20 protein-coding genes are annotated in these 17,176 nt (G+C 75.0%); 8 read left to right on the plus strand and 12 right to left on the minus strand.

The annotated features are described in order from the left end of the window. The coding region (locus ACFP3R_RS31700; protein WP_380641457.1) for a DAK2 domain-containing protein at positions 1 to 482 on the minus strand (482 nt) is incomplete at its 3' end. A 156-nt stretch (positions 483 to 638) separates the two neighbouring features. Between ACFP3R_RS31700 and rpmB the strand changes: the two genes are divergently transcribed. Continuing rightward, positions 639 to 830 carry a 50S ribosomal protein L28 gene (gene rpmB, locus ACFP3R_RS31705; protein ID WP_033431502.1) on the plus strand — a complete coding sequence of 64 codons (192 nt, stop codon included), beginning with the start codon at positions 639 to 641 and terminating at the stop codon, positions 828 to 830. A gap of 418 nt (positions 831 to 1,248) precedes the next feature. Here rpmB and ACFP3R_RS31710 read toward each other — a convergent pair whose 3' ends face one another. The 4 genes from ACFP3R_RS31710 to ACFP3R_RS31725 are packed head-to-tail and all read right to left on the minus strand — an operon-like array spanning position 1,249 to position 3,927. Further along, entirely contained in the window at positions 1,249 to 1,923 is a 675-nt protein-coding gene (locus ACFP3R_RS31710) for a uracil-DNA glycosylase (RefSeq protein WP_380641459.1), read from the minus strand. A 14-nt stretch (positions 1,924 to 1,937) separates the two neighbouring features. Next, positions 1,938 to 2,459 (minus strand): gamma carbonic anhydrase family protein, encoded by a 522-nt coding sequence (locus ACFP3R_RS31715; protein WP_380641461.1) that lies wholly within the window; start codon positions 2,457 to 2,459, stop codon positions 1,938 to 1,940. A gap of 17 nt (positions 2,460 to 2,476) precedes the next feature. After that, positions 2,477 to 2,947 carry a GNAT family N-acetyltransferase gene (locus tag ACFP3R_RS31720; protein ID WP_380641463.1) on the minus strand — a complete coding sequence of 157 codons (471 nt, stop codon included), beginning with the start codon at positions 2,945 to 2,947 and terminating at the stop codon, positions 2,477 to 2,479. A 14-nt stretch (positions 2,948 to 2,961) separates the two neighbouring features. Beyond that, positions 2,962 to 3,927: a thiamine-phosphate kinase gene (locus ACFP3R_RS31725; protein WP_380641465.1), complete on the minus strand. Its 966-nt coding sequence runs from the start codon at positions 3,925 to 3,927 to the stop codon at positions 2,962 to 2,964. 97 nt (positions 3,928 to 4,024) lie between these two features. Here ACFP3R_RS31725 and ACFP3R_RS31730 point away from each other — a divergent pair, with 97 nt between their 5' ends. Together ACFP3R_RS31730 and ACFP3R_RS31735 are read left to right on the plus strand one after the other, a co-directional pair. Next, positions 4,025 to 4,258: an Lrp/AsnC family transcriptional regulator gene (locus ACFP3R_RS31730; protein WP_344035252.1), complete on the plus strand. Its 234-nt coding sequence runs from the start codon at positions 4,025 to 4,027 to the stop codon at positions 4,256 to 4,258. A 20-nt stretch (positions 4,259 to 4,278) separates the two neighbouring features. Continuing rightward, positions 4,279 to 4,860: a DUF3515 domain-containing protein gene (locus ACFP3R_RS31735; RefSeq protein ID WP_380641467.1), complete on the plus strand. Its 582-nt coding sequence runs from the start codon at positions 4,279 to 4,281 to the stop codon at positions 4,858 to 4,860. 1 nt (position 4,861) lies between these two features. Here the strand turns inward: ACFP3R_RS31735 and ACFP3R_RS31740 are convergent, their stop codons facing one another. Both ACFP3R_RS31740 and pdxR read right to left on the minus strand, forming a co-directional pair. Beyond that, positions 4,862 to 5,929, minus strand: a complete 1,068-nt coding sequence (locus ACFP3R_RS31740; protein WP_380641469.1) for a D-alanine--D-alanine ligase family protein — start codon at positions 5,927 to 5,929, stop codon at positions 4,862 to 4,864. A 114-nt stretch (positions 5,930 to 6,043) separates the two neighbouring features. Continuing rightward, on the minus strand, positions 6,044 to 7,501 hold the full coding sequence (pdxR, locus tag ACFP3R_RS31745) for a MocR-like pyridoxine biosynthesis transcription factor PdxR (protein WP_380641566.1): 1,458 nt from the start codon (positions 7,499 to 7,501) through the stop codon (positions 6,044 to 6,046). Between pdxR and ACFP3R_RS31750 the strand changes: the two genes are divergently transcribed. Continuing rightward, a complete protein-coding gene (locus ACFP3R_RS31750; protein ID WP_380641471.1) occupies positions 7,500 to 8,177 on the plus strand; it encodes a pyridoxamine 5'-phosphate oxidase family protein in 678 nt (225 codons plus the stop codon). The genes pdxR and ACFP3R_RS31750 overlap by 2 nt on opposite strands. Here ACFP3R_RS31750 and ACFP3R_RS31755 read toward each other — a convergent pair. The 4 genes from ACFP3R_RS31755 to ACFP3R_RS31770 all read right to left on the minus strand — a co-directional run bounded on the left by ACFP3R_RS31755 (position 8,134) and on the right by ACFP3R_RS31770 (position 11,704). Next, complete coding sequence (locus ACFP3R_RS31755; RefSeq protein WP_380641473.1) at positions 8,134 to 8,628, minus strand: cysteine dioxygenase; 495 nt, start codon at positions 8,626 to 8,628, stop codon at positions 8,134 to 8,136. The genes ACFP3R_RS31750 and ACFP3R_RS31755 overlap by 44 nt on opposite strands. Positions 8,629 to 8,851: 223 nt before the next feature. Then, positions 8,852 to 9,997, minus strand: coding sequence for a cystathionine gamma-lyase (locus ACFP3R_RS31760; protein WP_380641475.1), 1,146 nt, complete (start codon positions 9,995 to 9,997; stop codon positions 8,852 to 8,854). Further along, positions 9,994 to 10,998: an NAD(P)H-dependent glycerol-3-phosphate dehydrogenase gene (locus tag ACFP3R_RS31765; protein WP_380641477.1), complete on the minus strand. Its 1,005-nt coding sequence runs from the start codon at positions 10,996 to 10,998 to the stop codon at positions 9,994 to 9,996. Before ACFP3R_RS31765 ends, ACFP3R_RS31760 begins: the two co-directional genes overlap by 4 nt. 1 nt (position 10,999) lies before the next feature. Then, entirely contained in the window at positions 11,000 to 11,704 is a 705-nt protein-coding gene (locus ACFP3R_RS31770) for a lysophospholipid acyltransferase family protein (protein ID WP_380641479.1), read from the minus strand. A gap of 83 nt (positions 11,705 to 11,787) precedes the next feature. On the opposite strand from ACFP3R_RS31770, the gene cofC reads away from it, so the two are divergent. After that, the gene (cofC, locus tag ACFP3R_RS31775) at positions 11,788 to 12,393 is read left to right on the plus strand and encodes a 2-phospho-L-lactate guanylyltransferase (protein WP_380641481.1); all 606 of its coding nucleotides are present in this window, start codon (positions 11,788 to 11,790) and stop codon (positions 12,391 to 12,393) included. Here the strand turns inward: cofC and ACFP3R_RS31780 are convergent. Continuing rightward, positions 12,390 to 13,292, minus strand: a complete 903-nt coding sequence (locus ACFP3R_RS31780) for an aminoglycoside phosphotransferase family protein (RefSeq protein ID WP_380641483.1) — start codon at positions 13,290 to 13,292, stop codon at positions 12,390 to 12,392. The two genes, cofC and ACFP3R_RS31780, sit on opposite strands and share 4 nt — an antisense overlap. A gap of 262 nt (positions 13,293 to 13,554) precedes the next feature. Between ACFP3R_RS31780 and ACFP3R_RS31785 the strand changes: the two genes are divergently transcribed. The 3 genes from ACFP3R_RS31785 to ACFP3R_RS31795 all read left to right on the plus strand — a co-directional run bounded on the left by ACFP3R_RS31785 (position 13,555) and on the right by ACFP3R_RS31795 (position 17,007). Beyond that, a complete protein-coding gene (locus ACFP3R_RS31785) occupies positions 13,555 to 13,749 on the plus strand; it encodes a hypothetical protein (RefSeq protein ID WP_380641485.1) in 195 nt (64 codons plus the stop codon). A gap of 67 nt (positions 13,750 to 13,816) precedes the next feature. Beyond that, entirely contained in the window at positions 13,817 to 16,084 is a 2,268-nt protein-coding gene (locus ACFP3R_RS31790) for an RNA degradosome polyphosphate kinase (protein ID WP_380641487.1), read from the plus strand. Further along, positions 16,081 to 17,007, plus strand: coding sequence for an NUDIX hydrolase (locus ACFP3R_RS31795; protein WP_380641489.1), 927 nt, complete (start codon positions 16,081 to 16,083; stop codon positions 17,005 to 17,007). The genes ACFP3R_RS31790 and ACFP3R_RS31795 overlap by 4 nt, the downstream gene beginning before the upstream one ends. Positions 17,008 to 17,176: the final 169 nt, after the last annotated feature.

A 17,176-nucleotide genomic window follows, 5' to 3' on the forward strand; every position in this document is an offset into this window, starting at 1 on the left:
CCGCCGCCGCCCGCCGCGGTCACCACGTCGCCCAGCTCGTCGGAACCGCCGGCGCGGGCCGCGGCGGCGGCGGCGCCGAGCACGGACAGCACGGTGCCGGGCACGGGCTCGGACACCGCGGCGGTGGCCAGCTCGTCGGCCCGCAGCAGGGCCCGGCGCAGCGACGCGCCGGTGGCCGTGGAGGCGCCCTGGGCCGCCTCGGCGAGCCCGCGCAGCACCTGGGACAGGATCACCCCGGAGTTGCCGCGGGCGCCGGCCAGCGCGCCGCGCGCCAGGGCGGCCAGCGCGCCGCCGACCGAGTCCACGGGCGTGCGGAGCAGGTTGTCCAGGGCCGAGCGCATGGTCTGGAGCAGGTTCGTGCCGGTGTCGCCGTCGGGCACCGGGAAGACGTTGATGCGGTCGATGTCCTCCCGGTTGGCGTCCAGGGACCGCACACAGGCGTCCGCCCACTGGCGCACCGCGACCGCATCGAGAGCCCGCATGGCGGGAGGGTACTTCGGCGCGGTGGCGCCCCGGTTTGGAGGCGGTGCCGCCCACGGGCTACCCTGTGGGAGTTGCCATGCCCGGCTGAGGCTTGTGCACGCTTGCGCGCCCGCCGGGGCGTGAGTACCGCTGAAGAACCTTAAGGAGTGGCTGACGTGGCTGCCGTGTGCGACGTCTGTGGCAAGGGGCCGGGCTTCGGCAAGTCGGTCTCGCACTCCCACCGGCGCACCAACCGCCGGTGGAACCCGAACATCCAGACCGTGCGCGCGAAGGTCTCGCCCTCGCAGCGCCAGCGGTTGAACGTGTGCACCTCGTGCCTGAAGGCGGGCAAGGTGGTGCGCGGCTGACGACCGCGTCCCCCACGTGTTGAGAAGGGGCCCGGTCACCTCACCAGAGGTGGCCGGGCCCCTTGTCGTCCACCCCGGGCCTGCCGGGCGGCGGGTACGGGGTGCCAGAGGACGCACCCGCCAGGCCCTGGTGGCGAGCCCGGGACTCCGGGGTGGACGACTGCGGTGTCCGGGTGGACGTCCCGGGGATTGCCCGGTCGCCCCGCGTCAAGCAGGAATCACTCGAAAGAGGAGCGGATCAACGCCGGGGTGGCACGGCAGCGCCCGCGCCCCGCACTCCCGCGTCACGGCAGCAGCCGCGCCCCGTCGCGTCACGGCAGCGCCCCGCACTCCCGCGTCACGGCAGCAGCCGCGCCCCGTCGCGTCACGGCAGCGCCCCGCGCTCCCGCGTCACGGGAGCGCCGAACCGGGGCGGTCCCTACGGGAGCTTCCAGTCGACCGGGGCCGCGCCCTGCTCCACCAGCAGGTCGTTGACCTTGCTGAACGGCCGCGAGCCGAAGAAACCGCCGGCCGCCGACAGCGGGCTCGGGTGCACCGACTCGACGCACGGGAACGGCGCCAGCAGCGGCTTGAGCGCCCGCGCCTGGCTGCCCCACAGGATCGCCACCAGCGGGGTGTCGCGCGCCGCCAGGGCCTTGATCGCCTGCTCGGTCACCGGCTCCCAGCCCTTGTTGCGGTGGGAGTTCGACTTGCCCGGCTGCACGGTCAGCGCCCGGTTGAGCAGCAGCACGCCCTGCTCGGTCCACGGCGTCAGGTCGCCGGTGGACGGCTTCGGGTGACCCAGGTCGGACGTGTACTCCTGGTAGATGTTGACCAGGCTCTTGGGGATCGGCCGCGTCTCGGGCGACACCGAGAAGCTCAGGCCGACGGCGTGCCCCGGCGTCGGGTACGGGTCCTGGCCGACGATCAACACCCTGACCGAGTGGAACGGCTGCTGGAACGCCCTCAGCACGTTCTCCCCGGCGGGCAGGTAGGTGCGTCCCGCGGCCACCTCGGCGCGCAGGAACTCCCCCATCTTCGCGACCTGGTCGGCGACCGGGGCGAGCGCCTCGGCCCAGCCGGATTCCACGATTTCCTCAAGAGGGCGTGCCACGGCGGGACCTTATCTCAGTCCAGTCGGCGCAGTTCCCCTCGGTACCGGGAGATGTTCTCGACGTAGTTGTCGACGATGAACTTCCACGCGCCCTCGGGCACCACGTGGCCCTCGCGCACGCGGGCCGGCACGCCGAGCGCCATGGACCGCGCCGGGATGCGGCCGTCGAACGAGACCACCGCGCCCGCGCCGACGATCGCGCCCTCCCCGACCACGGAGCCGTTGAGCACCACCGAGCCGGAGGCGATCAGGCACCCGTCGGCGATGGTCGCGCCCTCGATGTGCACGTTGTGGCCGATCACGCACTCCGCGCCGATCAGCGCCGGGTGGATCTGGGTGCAGTGCACGACCGTGCCGTCCTGGACCGAGGTGCGCTCCCCGACCTCGATGCGCCCGTAGTCGCCGCGCAGCACCGCCTGGGGCCACACCGAGGCGTGCGCGCCGATCCGGACGTCGCCGATCACGGTCGCGTCGGGGTGCACGTAGGCGTCCGGGTGGATCTCCGGTGCCACGTCGCCCAGCGCGTAGATCGCCACCGCGTCCTCCAGCGTGCTCAGAGTTCCTTCGCGAAGCAAAGGCTGTTGGGATGATCGCGGTAGACGCCGAAGTTGTCGATACGGGTGTAGCCGGCGCGGGTGTAGAGCCCGATCGCCTCGGGCTGCCGGTCGCCCGTCTCCAGCACCATGCGCCGGCGCCCGACCGCGCGCGCCGCGTCCTCCAGCGCGGTCAGCACGAGCCGCGACAGGCCGCGCCCGCGCAGGGCGTCCACCACGTACATGCGCTTGATCTCGGCGTCGCCGGGGCGCAGCGAGTCCAGCACCTCGTCGTGCGCGCGCCAGCCTCCGCAGGCCACCGGGTCGCCGTCGAGGTAGCCGACCACGAAGTGGCCGGCGGGCGCGGCGAACTGCGCCGGGTCGACCGGCGTCACGTCCTCGTCGCCGTAGCGCACCACGAAGACCTGCTGGAGCTCCGCGATCAACTTGACCGCGTCTGGATGGTCATACGGGAGCGTGCATAGTTCCACACCGATCAGGCTACCTAGCGCCAGTGCTCCCAACCAGGGGGCTTCTCGTACGCGCGGCCGTCCACGGTCACCCCGCTGCCGTGCCGGACCGTGCCGATCGTGGTCCACCCCTCGGGCACCGCGGCGGGCTCGGGGAACGCCGCGGCCAGCGCGTGGTCCTCACCGCCGGTGAGCACCCAGTGCCGGGCGTCCGCGCCGAGCGCCGCGGCCACGTCGATCAGCCGGGGGTGCACCTCCAGCAGCTCGGTGCGGATGTCGATGCCGATGCCGGACTCGTCCGCGATGTGCCCGAGGTCGGCCAGCAGCCCGTCCGACACGTCGATCATCGCGGTCGCGCCGGCCTCGGCGGCCTGCGGACCGGCCGCGTACGGGGGTTCGGGGTTCCGCTGCGCGCCGACCACCGCGACCGGCGACCGGAACCCCCGCTGGAGCACCGCCAGGCCGCCCGCCGCCCAGCCGAGCCGACCGCAGACCGCGATCACGTCCCCGACCTGGGCCCCGGACCGCGTCACCGGCTCCAGGCCGTTCATGTCGCCCATCGCCGTAACGGAGATCACCAGTGTCGCGGAGGACACCATGTCGCCGCCCACCACGCCCGCGCCCGCGACGACCGCCTCCTGCCACAGCCCGGCGGTGATGCCCTCGACCACCGCGGAGGGGGTGTCGGCGGGGCAGGCGAGGCCGATCGTGAGGGCCGTCGGGATGGCTCCCATCGCGGCCACGTCGGCCAGGTTCACGGCCGCCGCCTTGCGGCCGACCTGCTCGGGAGAGGACCAGTCGAGTCTGAAGTGGACACCTTCGACGAGCACGTCGGTGGACACCACCACGCGGCCGTCCGGCGCGGCCACCACGGCCGCGTCGTCACCCGGCCCCAGCAGGGTGGTGGGCGGTTGCGTCCGACCCGCCGTCACGCGGCGGATGAGACCGAACTCACCCACTTCAGCGACCGTGTCCGCGCTGTGCGGCGGCTCCGGACGCACGATTGCCTCCCGTTCTGAGCATTCGGAACCCCAACTGGGGTACGTTGCTGTGCACGTTCCTACCCCGACCCAACCTGTCGCGACGAAGGGGCACGCCGTGGTCCACGCATACATCCTCATCCAGACCGAGGTCGGGAAGGCAGCCGCCGTCGCGGCGGAGATCTCGGGCATCCCGGGCGTGGCCCAGGCGGAGGACGTCACCGGTCCCTACGACGTGATCGTCCGCGCCGAGGCCGAGACCGTGGACCAGCTGGGCCAGCTCGTGGTCGCCCGCATCCAGAACGTCGAGGGCATCACCCGAACGCTGACCTGCCCGGTGGTCCACCTCTGACGCCGTGCTGTCATAGCGGCGTGGCACCGCGACCGGACACCGCACCACCGCTCCCCCGCCCGCTGACCGCCGTGGCCGTCGGCCTGTCGGCGCTGCTGGTGGCGGGGGTGGGGACCGTGGGCCTCTTCTCCCGCACGGTCGGCGAGGACACCCCCGCCGCACCGCCGCCGGTGGACCGCTCCGGGCCCGTCGCGCTGGTGCCCGTGCCCGCCCCGGCGGCCGGGTCCGACGCGTGCCGGGCGCTGCTGGGCGCGCTGCCCGCGGAGCTGGTCTCCAACGGGACCGCGCTGCCGCGCCGCGACCTGGCCTCCCCCGCGCCCGAGGGCGCCCTCGCGTGGGGCGACGCCGCGCACGAGCCGGTGGTGCTGCGGTGCGGGCTGGACCGGCCGGGCGACCTGGCGCCGACCTCCGAGCTGCGCACCGTCTCCGAGGTGGAGTGGCTGGTGCTGTCGGCCGCGGGCTCGGCCACCTGGTACGTGGTGGACCGGCCGGTGTACGTGGCGCTGACCCTGCCGGCCGACGCGGGCACGGGGCCCCTCCAGGACATCTCGGCGACCGTCCGGGACACCCTGGCGAAGGGCCCCGTGGACACGCGGGGCTGACCTACCGCAGGCCGGTGCCGCGGGCGATCGCCGTCTCGACCAGCGTGGTCAGCAGGGACGGGTAGTCCAGGCCGGTCTCCGCCCACATCCGCGGGTACATCGAGATCGGCGTGAAGCCCGGCATGGTGTTGACCTCGTTGACGACCAGCCGCTCGTCCTCGGTGACGAAGAAGTCCACCCGGGCCAGGCCCTGGCAGTCCAGCGAGCGGAACGCCGTGACGGCCATCTCGCGCAGCGCCCCGGCGACCCCCTCGGGCAGCTTCGCGGGCACGTCGAACTCGCACACGTCGTCGAGGTACTTGGCGTCGAAGTCGTACCAGTCGACCTCGCCGCCGACCACGCGCAGCTCGGCGGGCACCGACGCCTCCACCCGGCCGTCGGGGAACTCCAGCACGCCGCACTCGACCTCGCGGCCGGACACGCCGGCCTCGATGATCACCTTGGGGTCGGTCTTGCGGGCCAGGGCGATGGCGCCGTCCAGGTGCTGCCAGTCGACGACCTTGGAGATGCCCACCGAGGACCCGGCGCGCGCGGGCTTGACGAAGACCGGCAGCCCGAGGCGCTCGCGGTCGGCGTCGGACAGCGTGTCCTGGTCGCGCCGCAGCACGGCGTACCGGCCGACCGGCAGGCCCGCGCCCTCCAGCAGGCGCTTGGTGAACTCCTTGTCCATCGCCGCGGCGCTGGCGAGCACGCCCGGCCCGACGTAGGGCAGGTCGGCCAGCTCCAGCAGGCCCTGGACCGTGCCGTCCTCGCCCCACGCGCCGTGCAGCAGCGGGAAGACGACGTCCACGCCGGACAGGGCCTCGCCCGGGGCGACCGGCTCCAGGTGCCCGCCCGAGACGGGGACCAGCGCGGTGACCGACGGCAGTTGCCGGTCACGCACCTCCAGCGCCTTCGTGTCGTCGGCGCCGACCACCCACGCGCCTGCTTCGGTGATGCCCACGGGCACCACCTCGAACCGCTCCCGGTCGAGGTGCGGCAGGACGCTGCCGGCGGACAGGCAGGAGACCTTGTGCTCGCTGCTGCGCCCGCCGAACACCACGGCGACCTTGGTCTTGCGCTGTGTCATGGATCGGACCCTACCCGGATGGCGTAACAGCACGACCGGACCGCTCGGGGGGCCGGGCGGGTGGGTTGGCCGGGACAGGTGCCCGGCCGGGCAGGGCCGCTCAGCGCGAGCCGCTCAGCCCAGAACCGCCCGCAGCAGCGCGATCAGCTCGGGCACGGCGGCGGCCAACTGGTCGCGCGAGCAGGCGCTGTAACCGATGGCCGCGCCGTGCACCCTGGGCCGGCCCGCGTGGTGCCGACCCAGGCCGTCCAGGCGCAGCCCCTTCGCGTGGGCCGCGGCGAGCACGTCGCGCTCGGCCTGCGCGGTGGGCAGGGGCACCACGATGTGCGCGCCCGCGTCGTCGCCCAGCACCGGGACGCCCGCCTCCGCGAAGGCCGCCGACAGCAGCGCGCGGCGCTCGGACAGCTCGCGGCGCAGCCTGCGCAGGTGGCGCCCCAGGTCGCCGTTGCGCGCCAGCTCGACCAGCACCCGCTGGCCGGCCGCCGACGGGCTGGTGCCGGTGCGGTCGCGGTGGTCGTTCACCTCGGCCGCGACCTGCTCGGGCGCGACCATCCAGCCCGCGCCGAGCGTCGGGGTGAGGATCTTGCTGGTGGTGCCCAGGTGCACGACCACGTCCGGCGCGAGGGCCGCCAGCAGCGGCAGGGGCGCCACGTCGTAGCGCAGCTCGCCGTCGTAGTCGTCCTCGACCACCAGCCAGCCCTCGGCCCGCGCCCGCTCCACCAGGGCGACCCGGCGCGCCGCCGACATGCGCCCGCCCATCGGGTACTGGTGCGCGGGCGAGCAGTAGACACCGCGCACGCCCGCGGGCACGCCCTCCACGAGCAGCCCCTCGGCGTCGACGGGCGCCTGCACCACGCGCACGCCCGCCGAGCGCAGCGCCCACACCGCCCGCTGGTAGCCGGGTTCCTCCACGGCCACCACGTCACCGGGCCGCAGCACCGCCGCGGCCAGCTCCACCAGCGCCGCGGTCGTGCCGCCGGTCGCGAGCACCGACTCCTCCCGCAGCCCGCCGCGCACGGCCAGGCCGCGGTGGCGCAGCAGGTGCTCGGCGACCACGGCGCGGTACTCGGGCAGGCCCGCGCGGGACGGGCGGAACAGGGGGGGCACGTCCGCGCCCGCCCGCCAGGCCCGCCGCCACGCCGCGCGGTCCAGGCCCTCGGCCCACGGCGCGCCCGGCGCCAGGTCGACCACGTCGGCGGGCGCGGGCGGGGTGGTGGCGCGGCGGGCGCGGGCGCGCAGGGCGCCGGGCGGCGTGGTCGTCACGTAGGTGCCCGAGCCGTGCCGGCCCGCGATCCAGCCCTCGGCGTGCAGCTGCTCGTACGCCGCCGCGGTCACCGTCCGGCTCACGCCCAGCCGCTCGGCCAGCGCCCGGGTCGAGGGCAGCCGGTCGCCGCTGCGCAGCCTGCCGTCCGCGGCCGCCTCGCGCAGCGCGTCCGCCAGCTGCACGGCCAGCGGCTCGGCCGAGCCGCGGTCCAGCGCCACCGCCAGTGCCGTAACCGCCACAGTGGTCTCCTCGAATAGCCTGTAATTGGCTCTTGTTAGAGGCCACTTTAGCGGTGAGGCTGGTCGCATGACGTTGTCGCCGACGCCCCGCAGCACGGTGAAGCGCGGACACCAGCGCGCCGTGACCGAACGCCCCGCCCTGCACGCCGTCCTGGACGCCGCGCTCGTCTGCCACCTCGCGGTGGTCGTCGACGGCGCGCCGCTGGTGGTCCCGACCGGCTACGGCCGCGACGGCGACACCCTCTACCTGCACGGTTCAACCGGCGCGCGCAGCCTGCGCGAGGCCGAGGCGGGCGTGCCCGTGTGCGTCGGCGTGACCGTGCTCGACGGCGTGGTCTACGCGCGCTCCCTGTTCGGCCACTCCCTGAACTACCGCTCGGCGGTCGTCCACGGCGTCGCCCGGCCCGTCACCGGGCGGGAGGCCAAGCTGCACGGCCTGCGCGTGCTCACCGAGCACCTCTCCCCCGGCTCCTGGGACTACGCCCGGCAGCCCACCGCCAAGGAGCTGGCCGCCACGTCGGTGCTGGCGCTCGACCTCACCGAGGCGTCGGTGAAGGTCCGCGGCGGCCCACCCGGCGACCACGAGGACGACGTGGCCGCCAACGAGCGGTGGGCGGGCGTGCTGCCGGTGCGCGCGGTCTGGGGCGAGCCCGAGCCGGACCCGTCGCTCGTCGGCGACTGGGACGTCCCGCCGCACGTCGTCACGCGCAGTCGGGCCTCGTCGCCGCCGGGACCTCGCGCGTAGGCCCGGCGACCGGGTCGTACCGGTACGGGCGCATGGTGCGCCCGCCGTCGCGGTAGACGTGGATCGTGACCGCCGGGTCGACGCCGTCGTTGCGGACCCGGTGCACGTAGTCGGGGCCGAACACGCGCGACTGGCCGGCCGCCAGGTGGTGCAGGTTCTGGCGGGGGCCCACCGCGACGACCTCCGTCAGGGAGCCGCTGACCAGCGTGAACGCCCCGGTGGTGAGGCCGTGGTCGTGCAGGTCGGTGTGCTGGCCGGGCAACCAGCTCATCAGCCACACCTCCTGGTCCCGGGTGCGCTCCACCAGGGCGGCGAAGCGGGTGTCGGGGTCGTAGCGGAGCAGGTGGGACCAGCGCTCGCGCCGTGCCGCGGTGTCCAGCGCGATCCGCACGGGGTGCAGCGCGCCGTGGGACTGGGGCAGGGCGATCGTGTTCTCCGGAACGGCGAACATGGTTCCTTCTCGGGATCTCGGGGGCGTGCGGGCCTCAACGGCTCGCGGGGCGCGAGGCGATCACCGAGGGGAACAGAGCGCGCTGGCGACCAGGCCGAGGTCGATGTGACCCCGCCCGGCGGTCCTGGCGCGGAAAGACATGGGACCGAGGGTGGCAGCGCCCCCGGTCCCCCGCAAGCGCGTCCCACGAAATGGACCCGTTCAGGTGGCCCCGCTCAGAGGCTCAGAGCGAGGCGAGCACGTCCGCCACCAGGTCGGCGGTGTCCTCGCAGCCGGCGGACAGCCGGACCAGGCCCTCCGGCACCGGGTCGCCCCAGTGGGCGCGCCGGTCCAGGGTCGTGTGCAGGCCGCCGAAGCTGGTGCTCGCGTACACCAGCCGCGACCGCTCCAGGAACGCCCCGACCGCCGCGGCGTCGGCCAGCACGAAGGTCAGCACGCCGCCGAACCGCCGCATCTGGCGGGCCGCCACCTCGTGCGCCGGGTCCTCCGGCGAGCCCGGCCAGCGCAGGCCGGTCACCGCCGGGTGGTCCTTGAGCACCTCGTACAGCGCCGCGGCGTTCTCGGCCTGGCGGGTCAGGCGCAGGTCGAGGGTGCCCAGGCCGCGGTGCGCGAGCCAGGACTCGAACGGGCCGGGGATCGCGCCGCCGGTGGTGCGCGCCGCCCGCACCCGCCCGGCCAGGTCCTGGTCGGCGGTCGAGACGTGGCCCAGCAGGACGTCGCTGTGCCCGGCGACCGCCTTGGTGTCGCTGCCGACCACGACGTCCGCGCCCAGCCGCAGCGGCTGCTGCCCGAGCGGCGTCGCGGTCGTGTTGTCCACCGCCACCAGCGCGCCCGCCGCGTGGGCCGCCCGCGCCAGCGCCGCGATGTCGCAGACCTCCAGACCCGGGTTGGACGGCGACTCCAGCAGCACCAGCCGGACCCCCTCGAACGAGGGGTAGGGGCCCGCCGTGGGCGCCTCCACGACCCGCACCGGCATCTCGGCGACCAGCGTGCGGGTCAGGTAGTAGCCGTCGCCCGGCACCACCACGGTGTCGCCGGGCGCGAGCACCACGCGCAGCAGGGTCGAGATCGCGGCCATGCCGGACGGGAACAGCACGGCCGTGCCGCCGTCCAGCTCGCCCAGCGCGGCCTCCAGCGCCCGCCACGTCGGGTTGTGCGCGCGGCCGTAGGTGTCCTCGCCGCCCAGGTGGTAGGCCGAGGCGAACACCGGGCCCGCCAGGAACGGCTGCCCCGGCGCGACCGGCGCGGAGTGGACGACCCGCGTGCCGTCGCCCCAACCGGCCGCCGCGCCACCGCCGGTGGTCGCCGCGCCGTCCGCAGCCGGGGCCTCCGCTGTCGTGCCAGCCGCCGCGCCTTCGTTCCCGCTCACTGCCGTTCCGCCTTCCGCTCCCGCCCGAGCAGCGCCGCCGTCAGCACGCGCGGGTCCATCCCCTCGTGGCACACCCGGTGCACGCCCTCCGTGATCGGCATGTCCACGTCCAGCCGCGCCGCCAACTCGCGGATCGACGAGCACGACTTGACGCCCTCGGCGACCTGCCCGTGCGCGGCCTCCTGGGCCTGCGCGAGGGAGTCGCCGCGCCCCAGCCTCTCCCCGAACGAGCGGTTGCGCGACAGCGGCGAGGCGCACGTGGCCACCAGGTCGCCCAGCCCCGCCAGCCCGGCGAGGGTCAGCGGGTCCGCGCCCAGCGCCTCGCCCAGCCGCGCGGTCTCGGCCAGGCCGCGGGTGATGAGCGAGGCCATCGTGTTGTCGCCGAACCCCATGCCCGCGGCCATCCCGCAGGCCAGCGCGATGACGTTCTTGCACGCCCCGCCCAGCTCGCAGCCGACCACGTCCACGTTCGTGTAAGGCCGGAAGTAGGAGTTCGAGCAGGCGTGCTGGAGGTCGACCGCGCGGTCGTGGTCGGTGCACGCGATGACCGTCGCGGTCGGCTGCTCGGCGGCGATCTCCCGGGCCAGGTTCGGCCCGGACACCACCGCGACCCGGTCCTCCGGCACGCCGGCGACCTCGCGGACCACCTCGCTCATCCGCTTGAGCGTGCCCAGCTCCACACCCTTGGCCAGGCTGACCAGGGTGGCGTCCGGGGGCAGCAGGTCGCGCCAGCCGGAGAGGTTCGCGCGCAGCGTCTGGCTCGGCACGGCCAGCACCACGGCCTCCGCGCCGTCGAGCGCCTTGGCCGCGTCGGAGGTGGCGGCCAGGTTGTCCGGGAGGACGATGTCCGGCAGGTAGTCGGCGTTCACCCGCCCCGCGGCGATGGCGTCGGCGACCTCGGGCCGCCGCGCCCACAGCACCACGTCGGTGCCGGCGTCGGCGAGCACCTTGGCGAAGGCCGTGCCCCACGACCCGGCGCCCAGCACCGCGACCCGCTCCACGTCAGACCTTCCTGGAGGAGTAGAAACCGTCGGGCGCCTGCTCCTGGCGGACCTCCGCGAGCAGGCCCTTCACCTCGCCCATCAGCAGGTCGGTCACCTCGCGCAGCAGGCCCAGGCTCTGCGGCCGCGCGCGGTAGGTCGACAGGTCCACCGGCCCGCCCACCCTCGTCACCACGGTCTTGCGCGGCAGCGGGCGGAACTTCCGGCGGTAGTGGTCGTAGACGTCGCGGGTGCCCCAGCGGGCCGCGGTCAGCACCGGGACGTCGTGCTCCAGCGCGAGCCGCGCCACCCCGGTCCGGGAGCTCATCGGCCAGCCGTCGGGGTCCTTGGTGATCGTGCCCTCCGGGTAGATGATCACGAGCAGCCCCTGCTCCAGGGCCTCGTGCGCGGCGCGCAGGCTCTGCTGGGCGTCGGCGGTGCCGCGGTAGACGGGGATCTGGCGGGCGCCCCGGAGCACCGAGCCGAGCACGGGCACGTTCCACAGGCCGTGCTTGGCCAGGAAGTGCGGCACCCGGCCCTGCTTGTGGACGAAGACCGCGTCGTAGACCGGGTCGAGGTGGGACACGTGGTTCATCACCACGAGCACCCCGCCCGAGCCGGGGACCCGCTCGCCGCCCTCGATGCGCTTCCGCGACATCGCCGCGGTGGCGGGGTAGAAGACCACCGCGGCGAACCCGACCCAGAAGCCGCCCTTCTCCTTGGCCACGTGCACTCCCTCTGAAGTCGTGGACCCGGAGTCTTCCCCGGAGCCCCCGGCCAGGTCCAGCCGGCATCGGGGAGTATGGCGGGGTGGGAGCCGAAGTGGACCTGGTGGTGCCGGTCAAGGCCCTGGAGCGGGCCAAGTCGCGGCTGGTGGGGGCCAGGGTGGACCGGCCCGCGCTGGCGCTGGCGTTCGCGCTGGACACGGTCGCGGCCGCGCGGCCCGTCGCGCGGCGGGTGCTGGTCGTCACGTCGGACCCGGCCGTGGCGCGCGGGCTGCGGGCGCTGGGCGTCGAGTCGGCGGCGGGGCCCGAGGGCCTCAACGAGGCGTTGCGGTTCGGGTTCTCCGTGCTGCGCGAGCGCGACCCGGGGTCGGTGGTGGGCGCGCTCCAGGCCGACCTGCCCGCGCTGCGGACCGCCGAGCTGGCCCTCGCGGTGGCGGCGGCGCGCGGGCGGGCGTTCTGCCCGGACCGGCAGGGCACCGGGACGACGCTGCTGCTGTCGGAGCCGGGCGGACCGCTGGAACCCGCGTTCGGGACGGGCTCGGCGGCGGCGCACGCGGCGTCCGGGGCGACCGCGCTGGTGGGCCCGTGGCCGTCGCTGCGGCACGACGTGGACACCGCGGCGGACCTCGACCTGGCGGCGGAACTGGGCCTGGGCCCGCGCACGGCGGCGGTCCTGAGCCCCGTCTGCTAGCCGAACCGGTCGAGCGCGCCGCGCAGGAACGCGTCACGGCGGGCGGCCACCACCCCGGCGGTCAGGTCGGCGCGGCCCTGGCCGTGGATCGCCGGGAGCCACGTCGCGACGTCCGCGGGCGTGCTCAGGGCCGCGACGACGTCCCAGCGGGCGAGGTCCCGGGCGGGTCCGGCGACCGACTCCCACCCGTCGAGGACGTGCCCGGGCGCGGCCGGGTCGCCCAGCAGGGCCGCGTCGCAGCGCAGGTTCCCGAGGTCCACGCCGGCCGACCCGACCCCGCCGTACTCCCAGTCGACGAAGCCGGAGAACGAGTCGCCGACCCACAGGGCGTTGCCCTGCCAGAGGTCGGCGTGCACGAACACGGCGGGCTCGGGCCCGGGCGCGCCGCCGACGCGCTCCCGCGCCTCGACGAGCAGCGGCGAGGTGCCGTGCCAGGCCGTGGTGAAGCCCCCGCCGGCCCCGTCCATCGGCCACCGGCGCAGCGGCAGGTCCGGTCCCGGCTCGGCGGTCACGGCGTGCAGGGCGGCCGCCGCGCGGCCCAGCGCCCGCATCCGCTCCGGCGACGGGGTCGCCGGTATCCGGCTGCTGCCGGGCAGCACCGTGGTCAGCAGCGCGGGGCGGCCCGACGCCGCGCCGTCGAGCTCGGCGGCGATCAGCCTCGGGGTCGGCAGGGCGTGCCGGCCCGCCAGGTCCAGGGCGGCGGCCTCGGTGGCGAGCCGCTCGCGCGCGCCCCGGTCGTCCGGCGCGGCCAGGCGCAGGACGGCCGCGCGGTCGGGGTCGCCGAAGCGGACCAGCCACGGGCCGGCACCCGACCGCAGGCTCCGCACGTCGACCACCCGGGCGCCGGGGGCCACCGCCCGGGCGGCCCACCTCAGCGCCGGTCCCCTCGCACCGCTCATCGCCACACGCTAGCCAACCGGGTCGCGCGGCCGGTGCGGACCGGACCGCGACCATGGGCGAACCCGACCCGGCGGTGGCGGTGCGGGCGCACGTGGACGCGTTCAACGCGGGCGACCCGCACGCGTCGGCGGCCGGTTCCACCGACGACGCGGTGCGGGTGACCGGTACGACGACCGTGCGGGGCGCCGCCGCGCCGAACCGGCTGTTCGCCGACGCGATCGCCGGCCGGGGCGGTGCGGCCGATCGGCTAGCGTTGCCGCCGTGCCGGAGCAAGCGACCGTCAGCGCGCACCACCCGGATGGCGCAGCCACCGTCCTGCGGGACGACGGCGTGCTCGTCGACGTGCCCGCCGCCGCGCTCGCCGCCGGCGGCTGGCGCGCGTTGCGGCCCGGCCAGCGCGTGACCCTCGACCGCGACCCGGCCGGCGGGGTGCGGGCCCTGCTCCGGCCGGTGTGACGCGGAGTTCACCTCCTGGTCCGTCCCGATCGGGGCGGACGTCGGTTTTCTGGGGAACAATGCGTTCGTGAGCACCGAGAACACGCCTGAACAGCCGGCGCCGAGGCGGCGCGGCCGATCACCCCGCGCGACCCCGCCCCCGTCGGGCACCGCGCGCCGCCGCCCCCGCCCGGCCACCCGCCGCGGCACCGGCCGGACCGCGACCCCGCCGCCCGCCGAGACGCCCGCCCGGCCGTTCCCGAGCTCACCGCCCGCCGTCACCGCCACCGAGGCCCAGGTCGACCTGCCCGACGACCGGTACTTCAACCGGGAACTGTCCTGGTTGGACTTCAACGCCCGGGTGCTGGCGCTGGCCGAGGACGCCTCCCAGCCGCTGCTGGAGCGGGCCAAGTTCCTGGCGATCTTCGCGTCGAACCTCGACGAGTTCTACATGGTGCGGGTCGCGGGCCTCAAGCGCCGCGACGAGACCGGCCTGTCGGTGCGCAGCGCGGACGGGCTCACCCCGCGCGAGCAGCTGTCCAGCATCTCCAAGCGCACCCAGGAGCTGGTCGAGCAGCACGCCAGGGCGTTCCTGGACCACGTGCGGCCGGAGCTGGAGAAGCACCACATCAGCATCGTGAACTGGGCGCAGCTGACCGATTTCGAGAAGCTGCGCCTGACCAACTACTTCACCGACCAGGTGTTCCCGGTGCTCACGCCCCTCGCCGTGGACGCCGCGCACCCCTTCCCCTACATCTCCGGCCTGTCGCTGAACCTCGCGGTGACCGTGCGGGACCCGGAGGGCGGCGCGGAGCGGTTCGCCCGCATCAAGGTGCCGGACAACGTGCCGCGGCTGGTCCGCGTGGAGAAGGACCGCACCAGCCCGACCGCGACGTTCCTGCCGCTGGAGGAGCTGATCGCGGCGCACCTGGGCGAGCTGTTCGCGGGTATGCAGGTGGTCGAGTGCCACGCCTTCCGGGTGACCCGCAACGCCGACCTGGAGGTCGAGGAGGACCAGGACGAGGACCTGCTCCAGGCGCTGGAGCGCGAGCTGGCCCGCCGCCGGTTCGGGCCGCCGGTGCGGCTGGAGGTCTCCGGCGACATGACCGACCACATGCTGGAGCGCCTGCTGCGCGAGATGGAGGTCGACCCGGCCGACGTCGTGCAGGTGCCCGGCCTGCTCGACCTGTCGTGCCTGTGGCAGCTCTACAGCGTCGACCGCAAGCAGCTCAAGGACGCGCCGTTCGTGCCCGCGACGCACTCGGCGTTCGGGGAGCGGGAGACGCCCAAGAGCATCTTCGCCACCCTGCGGGAGGGCGACGTGCTGGTCCACCACCCGTACGACTCGTTCTCCACGTCCATCCAGCGGTTCATCGAGCAGGCGGCGGCCGACCCGCGCGTGCTGGCCATCAAGCAGACGCTGTACCGCACCTCGGGCGACTCCCCGATAGTGGACGCGCTGATCGACGCGGCCGAGGCGGGCAAGCAGGTCGTGGCGCTGGTGGAGATCAAGGCGCGGTTCGACGAGCAGGCCAACATCAAGTGGGCGCGGGCGCTGGAGAAGGCGGGCGTGCACGTCGTCTACGGCCTGATGGGGCTCAAGACGCACTGCAAGACGTCGCTGGTGGTGCGCCAGGAGGGTTCGCGCATCCAGCGCTACTGCCACATCGGCACCGGCAACTACAACCCGAAGACCGCCCGGCTGTACGAGGACATCGGTCTGCTGACCGCGGAGCCGACCATCGGCGCGGACCTGACGGACCTGTTCAACGTGCTCACCGGGTACGCGCGGCAGGACCACTACCGCAGCCTGCTGGTGGCGCCGTACGGCGTGCGGCGGGGCATCGTGGAGCGCATCGGGCACGAGATCGAGCTGGCGCGGGCCGGGCAGCCCGCGGGCGTGCGCATCAAGGTGAACTCGCTGGTGGACGAGGAGGTCATCGACTCGCTGTACCGGGCGTCGCAGGCGGGCGTGCCGGTGGAGGTGGTGGTGCGCGGGGTGTGCGCGCTGAAGCCCGGCATCAAGGGGCTGTCGGAGAACATCCACGTGCGGTCGATCCTCGGGCGGTTCCTGGAGCACTCGCGGGTGTTCCACTTCGCCGGGGCCGGCGAGCACTGGATCGGCAGCGCCGACATGATGCACCGGAACCTGGACCGGCGGGTCGAGGTGTGCGTGCGGGTGACCGACCCGAAGCTGACCGCGCAGCTGGACTCGTTCCTGGACTCGGCGCTGGAGCCCACCACGCGGTGCTGGGTGCTCCAGCCCGACGGGGAGTGGGAGGCGTGGCCGGCGGACGGCAGCCGGGTGCGCGACCACCAGGCCGAACTGCTCCGCCGGCACCGCGCGGTGGGGTGACCGGGGTGATCAGGGCTGCCGGCGCCGTGCTGTGGCGCGAGGGTGCCGCGGCGGTCGTGCACCGACCGCGGTACGACGACTGGTCCCTGCCCAAGGGCAAGCTGGACCCCGGTGAGACCGTGCCCGCCGCGGCGGTGCGGGAGGTGCGGGAGGAGACCGGGTTCCGGGCCGTGCTGGGCAGGCACCTGAACCGCGTCTCCTACCAGGTGTCGGCCGGGCCGAAGACCGTGGACTACTTCAGCGCGCGGGCCGGGTCGGGGGCGTTCTCGCCCAACGACGAGGTGGACGAGCTGCGGTGGGTGCCGTTCGCGGAGGCGGCGCGGCTGGTCAGCCACGACACCGACCGGGCCGTGCTGGAGACCTTCCTGTCCGCGCCGGTCGACCTGGCCCACGTGCTGCTGGTGCGGCACGCCAAGGCGGGCAAGCGGGAGAACTGGCCGGGTGACGACGACCTGCGCCCGCTCAGCTCGGCCGGGTGGCGGCAGGCCGCGGGCCTGCGCTCGATGCTGCCCCTCTGGGGGCCCGCGCGCGTCCACTCGGCACCGCGCGTGCGGTGCGTGGACACCGTGCGGGGGGTCGCGAACGACCTCGGCGGGGCCGTCCTGCTGGAGCCGCGCCTGTCCGAGGAGGGCTACTGGCCGGACCGCGAGGCGGCCCTGGTGCGCTTCCTGGAGATCGTCGACGGCGCGGGCACCCCGGTCGTCTCCAGCCAGGGCGGCGTCATCCCGGACATCGTCTCCACCCTCGCCGACCTGGGCGGTCTTCCCCTGGACGACGTCCCGTGCAAGAAGGGCAGCGCCTGGCTCCTGGCGTTCCGCCGGCCCGCCCCGGGCTGGTCCACATCGGACTCGTCGACCGGCTGGCCCCGGCTGGTCTCGGCGCACTACTTCCCCACCGCGCTGCCGACCCCGCCGGCCAGGTGACCTCACCCCACCGGTTGGCCGCACCGGCGGAAGCGGACGGTGCGGCCCGGGGTCGGTCCGCAACCCGACCGGCCCAGTGGCGACCCGGGTGGTCTAGTCGCCCGAACGTTGAACTCAGGGGTCCCGAACGTTGAACTCGGGGGTCCTGAACGTACGACACGGTCGTCCT

The organism is Saccharothrix lopnurensis, assembly GCF_042658445.1.
In the GTDB taxonomy this organism is placed as follows: domain Bacteria; phylum Actinomycetota; class Actinomycetes; order Mycobacteriales; family Pseudonocardiaceae; genus Actinosynnema; species Actinosynnema lopnurensis.

Excerpts from the sequence above, each read along its gene's own strand:
- pdxR (WP_380641566.1), bottom strand. The coding sequence starts at position 7,501 with ATGCGACCAGCCTCACCGCTAAAGTGGCCTCTAACAAGAGCCAATTAC.
- ACFP3R_RS31750 (WP_380641471.1), top strand. The coding sequence starts at position 7,500 with ATGACGTTGTCGCCGACGCCCCGCAGCACGGTGAAGCGCGGACACCAG.
- ACFP3R_RS31780 (WP_380641483.1), bottom strand. The coding sequence starts at position 13,292 with ATGAGCGGTGCGAGGGGACCGGCGCTGAGGTGGGCCGCCCGGGCGGTG.
- ACFP3R_RS31740 (WP_380641469.1), bottom strand. The coding sequence starts at position 5,929 with ATGACACAGCGCAAGACCAAGGTCGCCGTGGTGTTCGGCGGGCGCAGC.
- ACFP3R_RS31755 (WP_380641473.1), bottom strand. The coding sequence starts at position 8,628 with ATGTTCGCCGTTCCGGAGAACACGATCGCCCTGCCCCAGTCCCACGGC.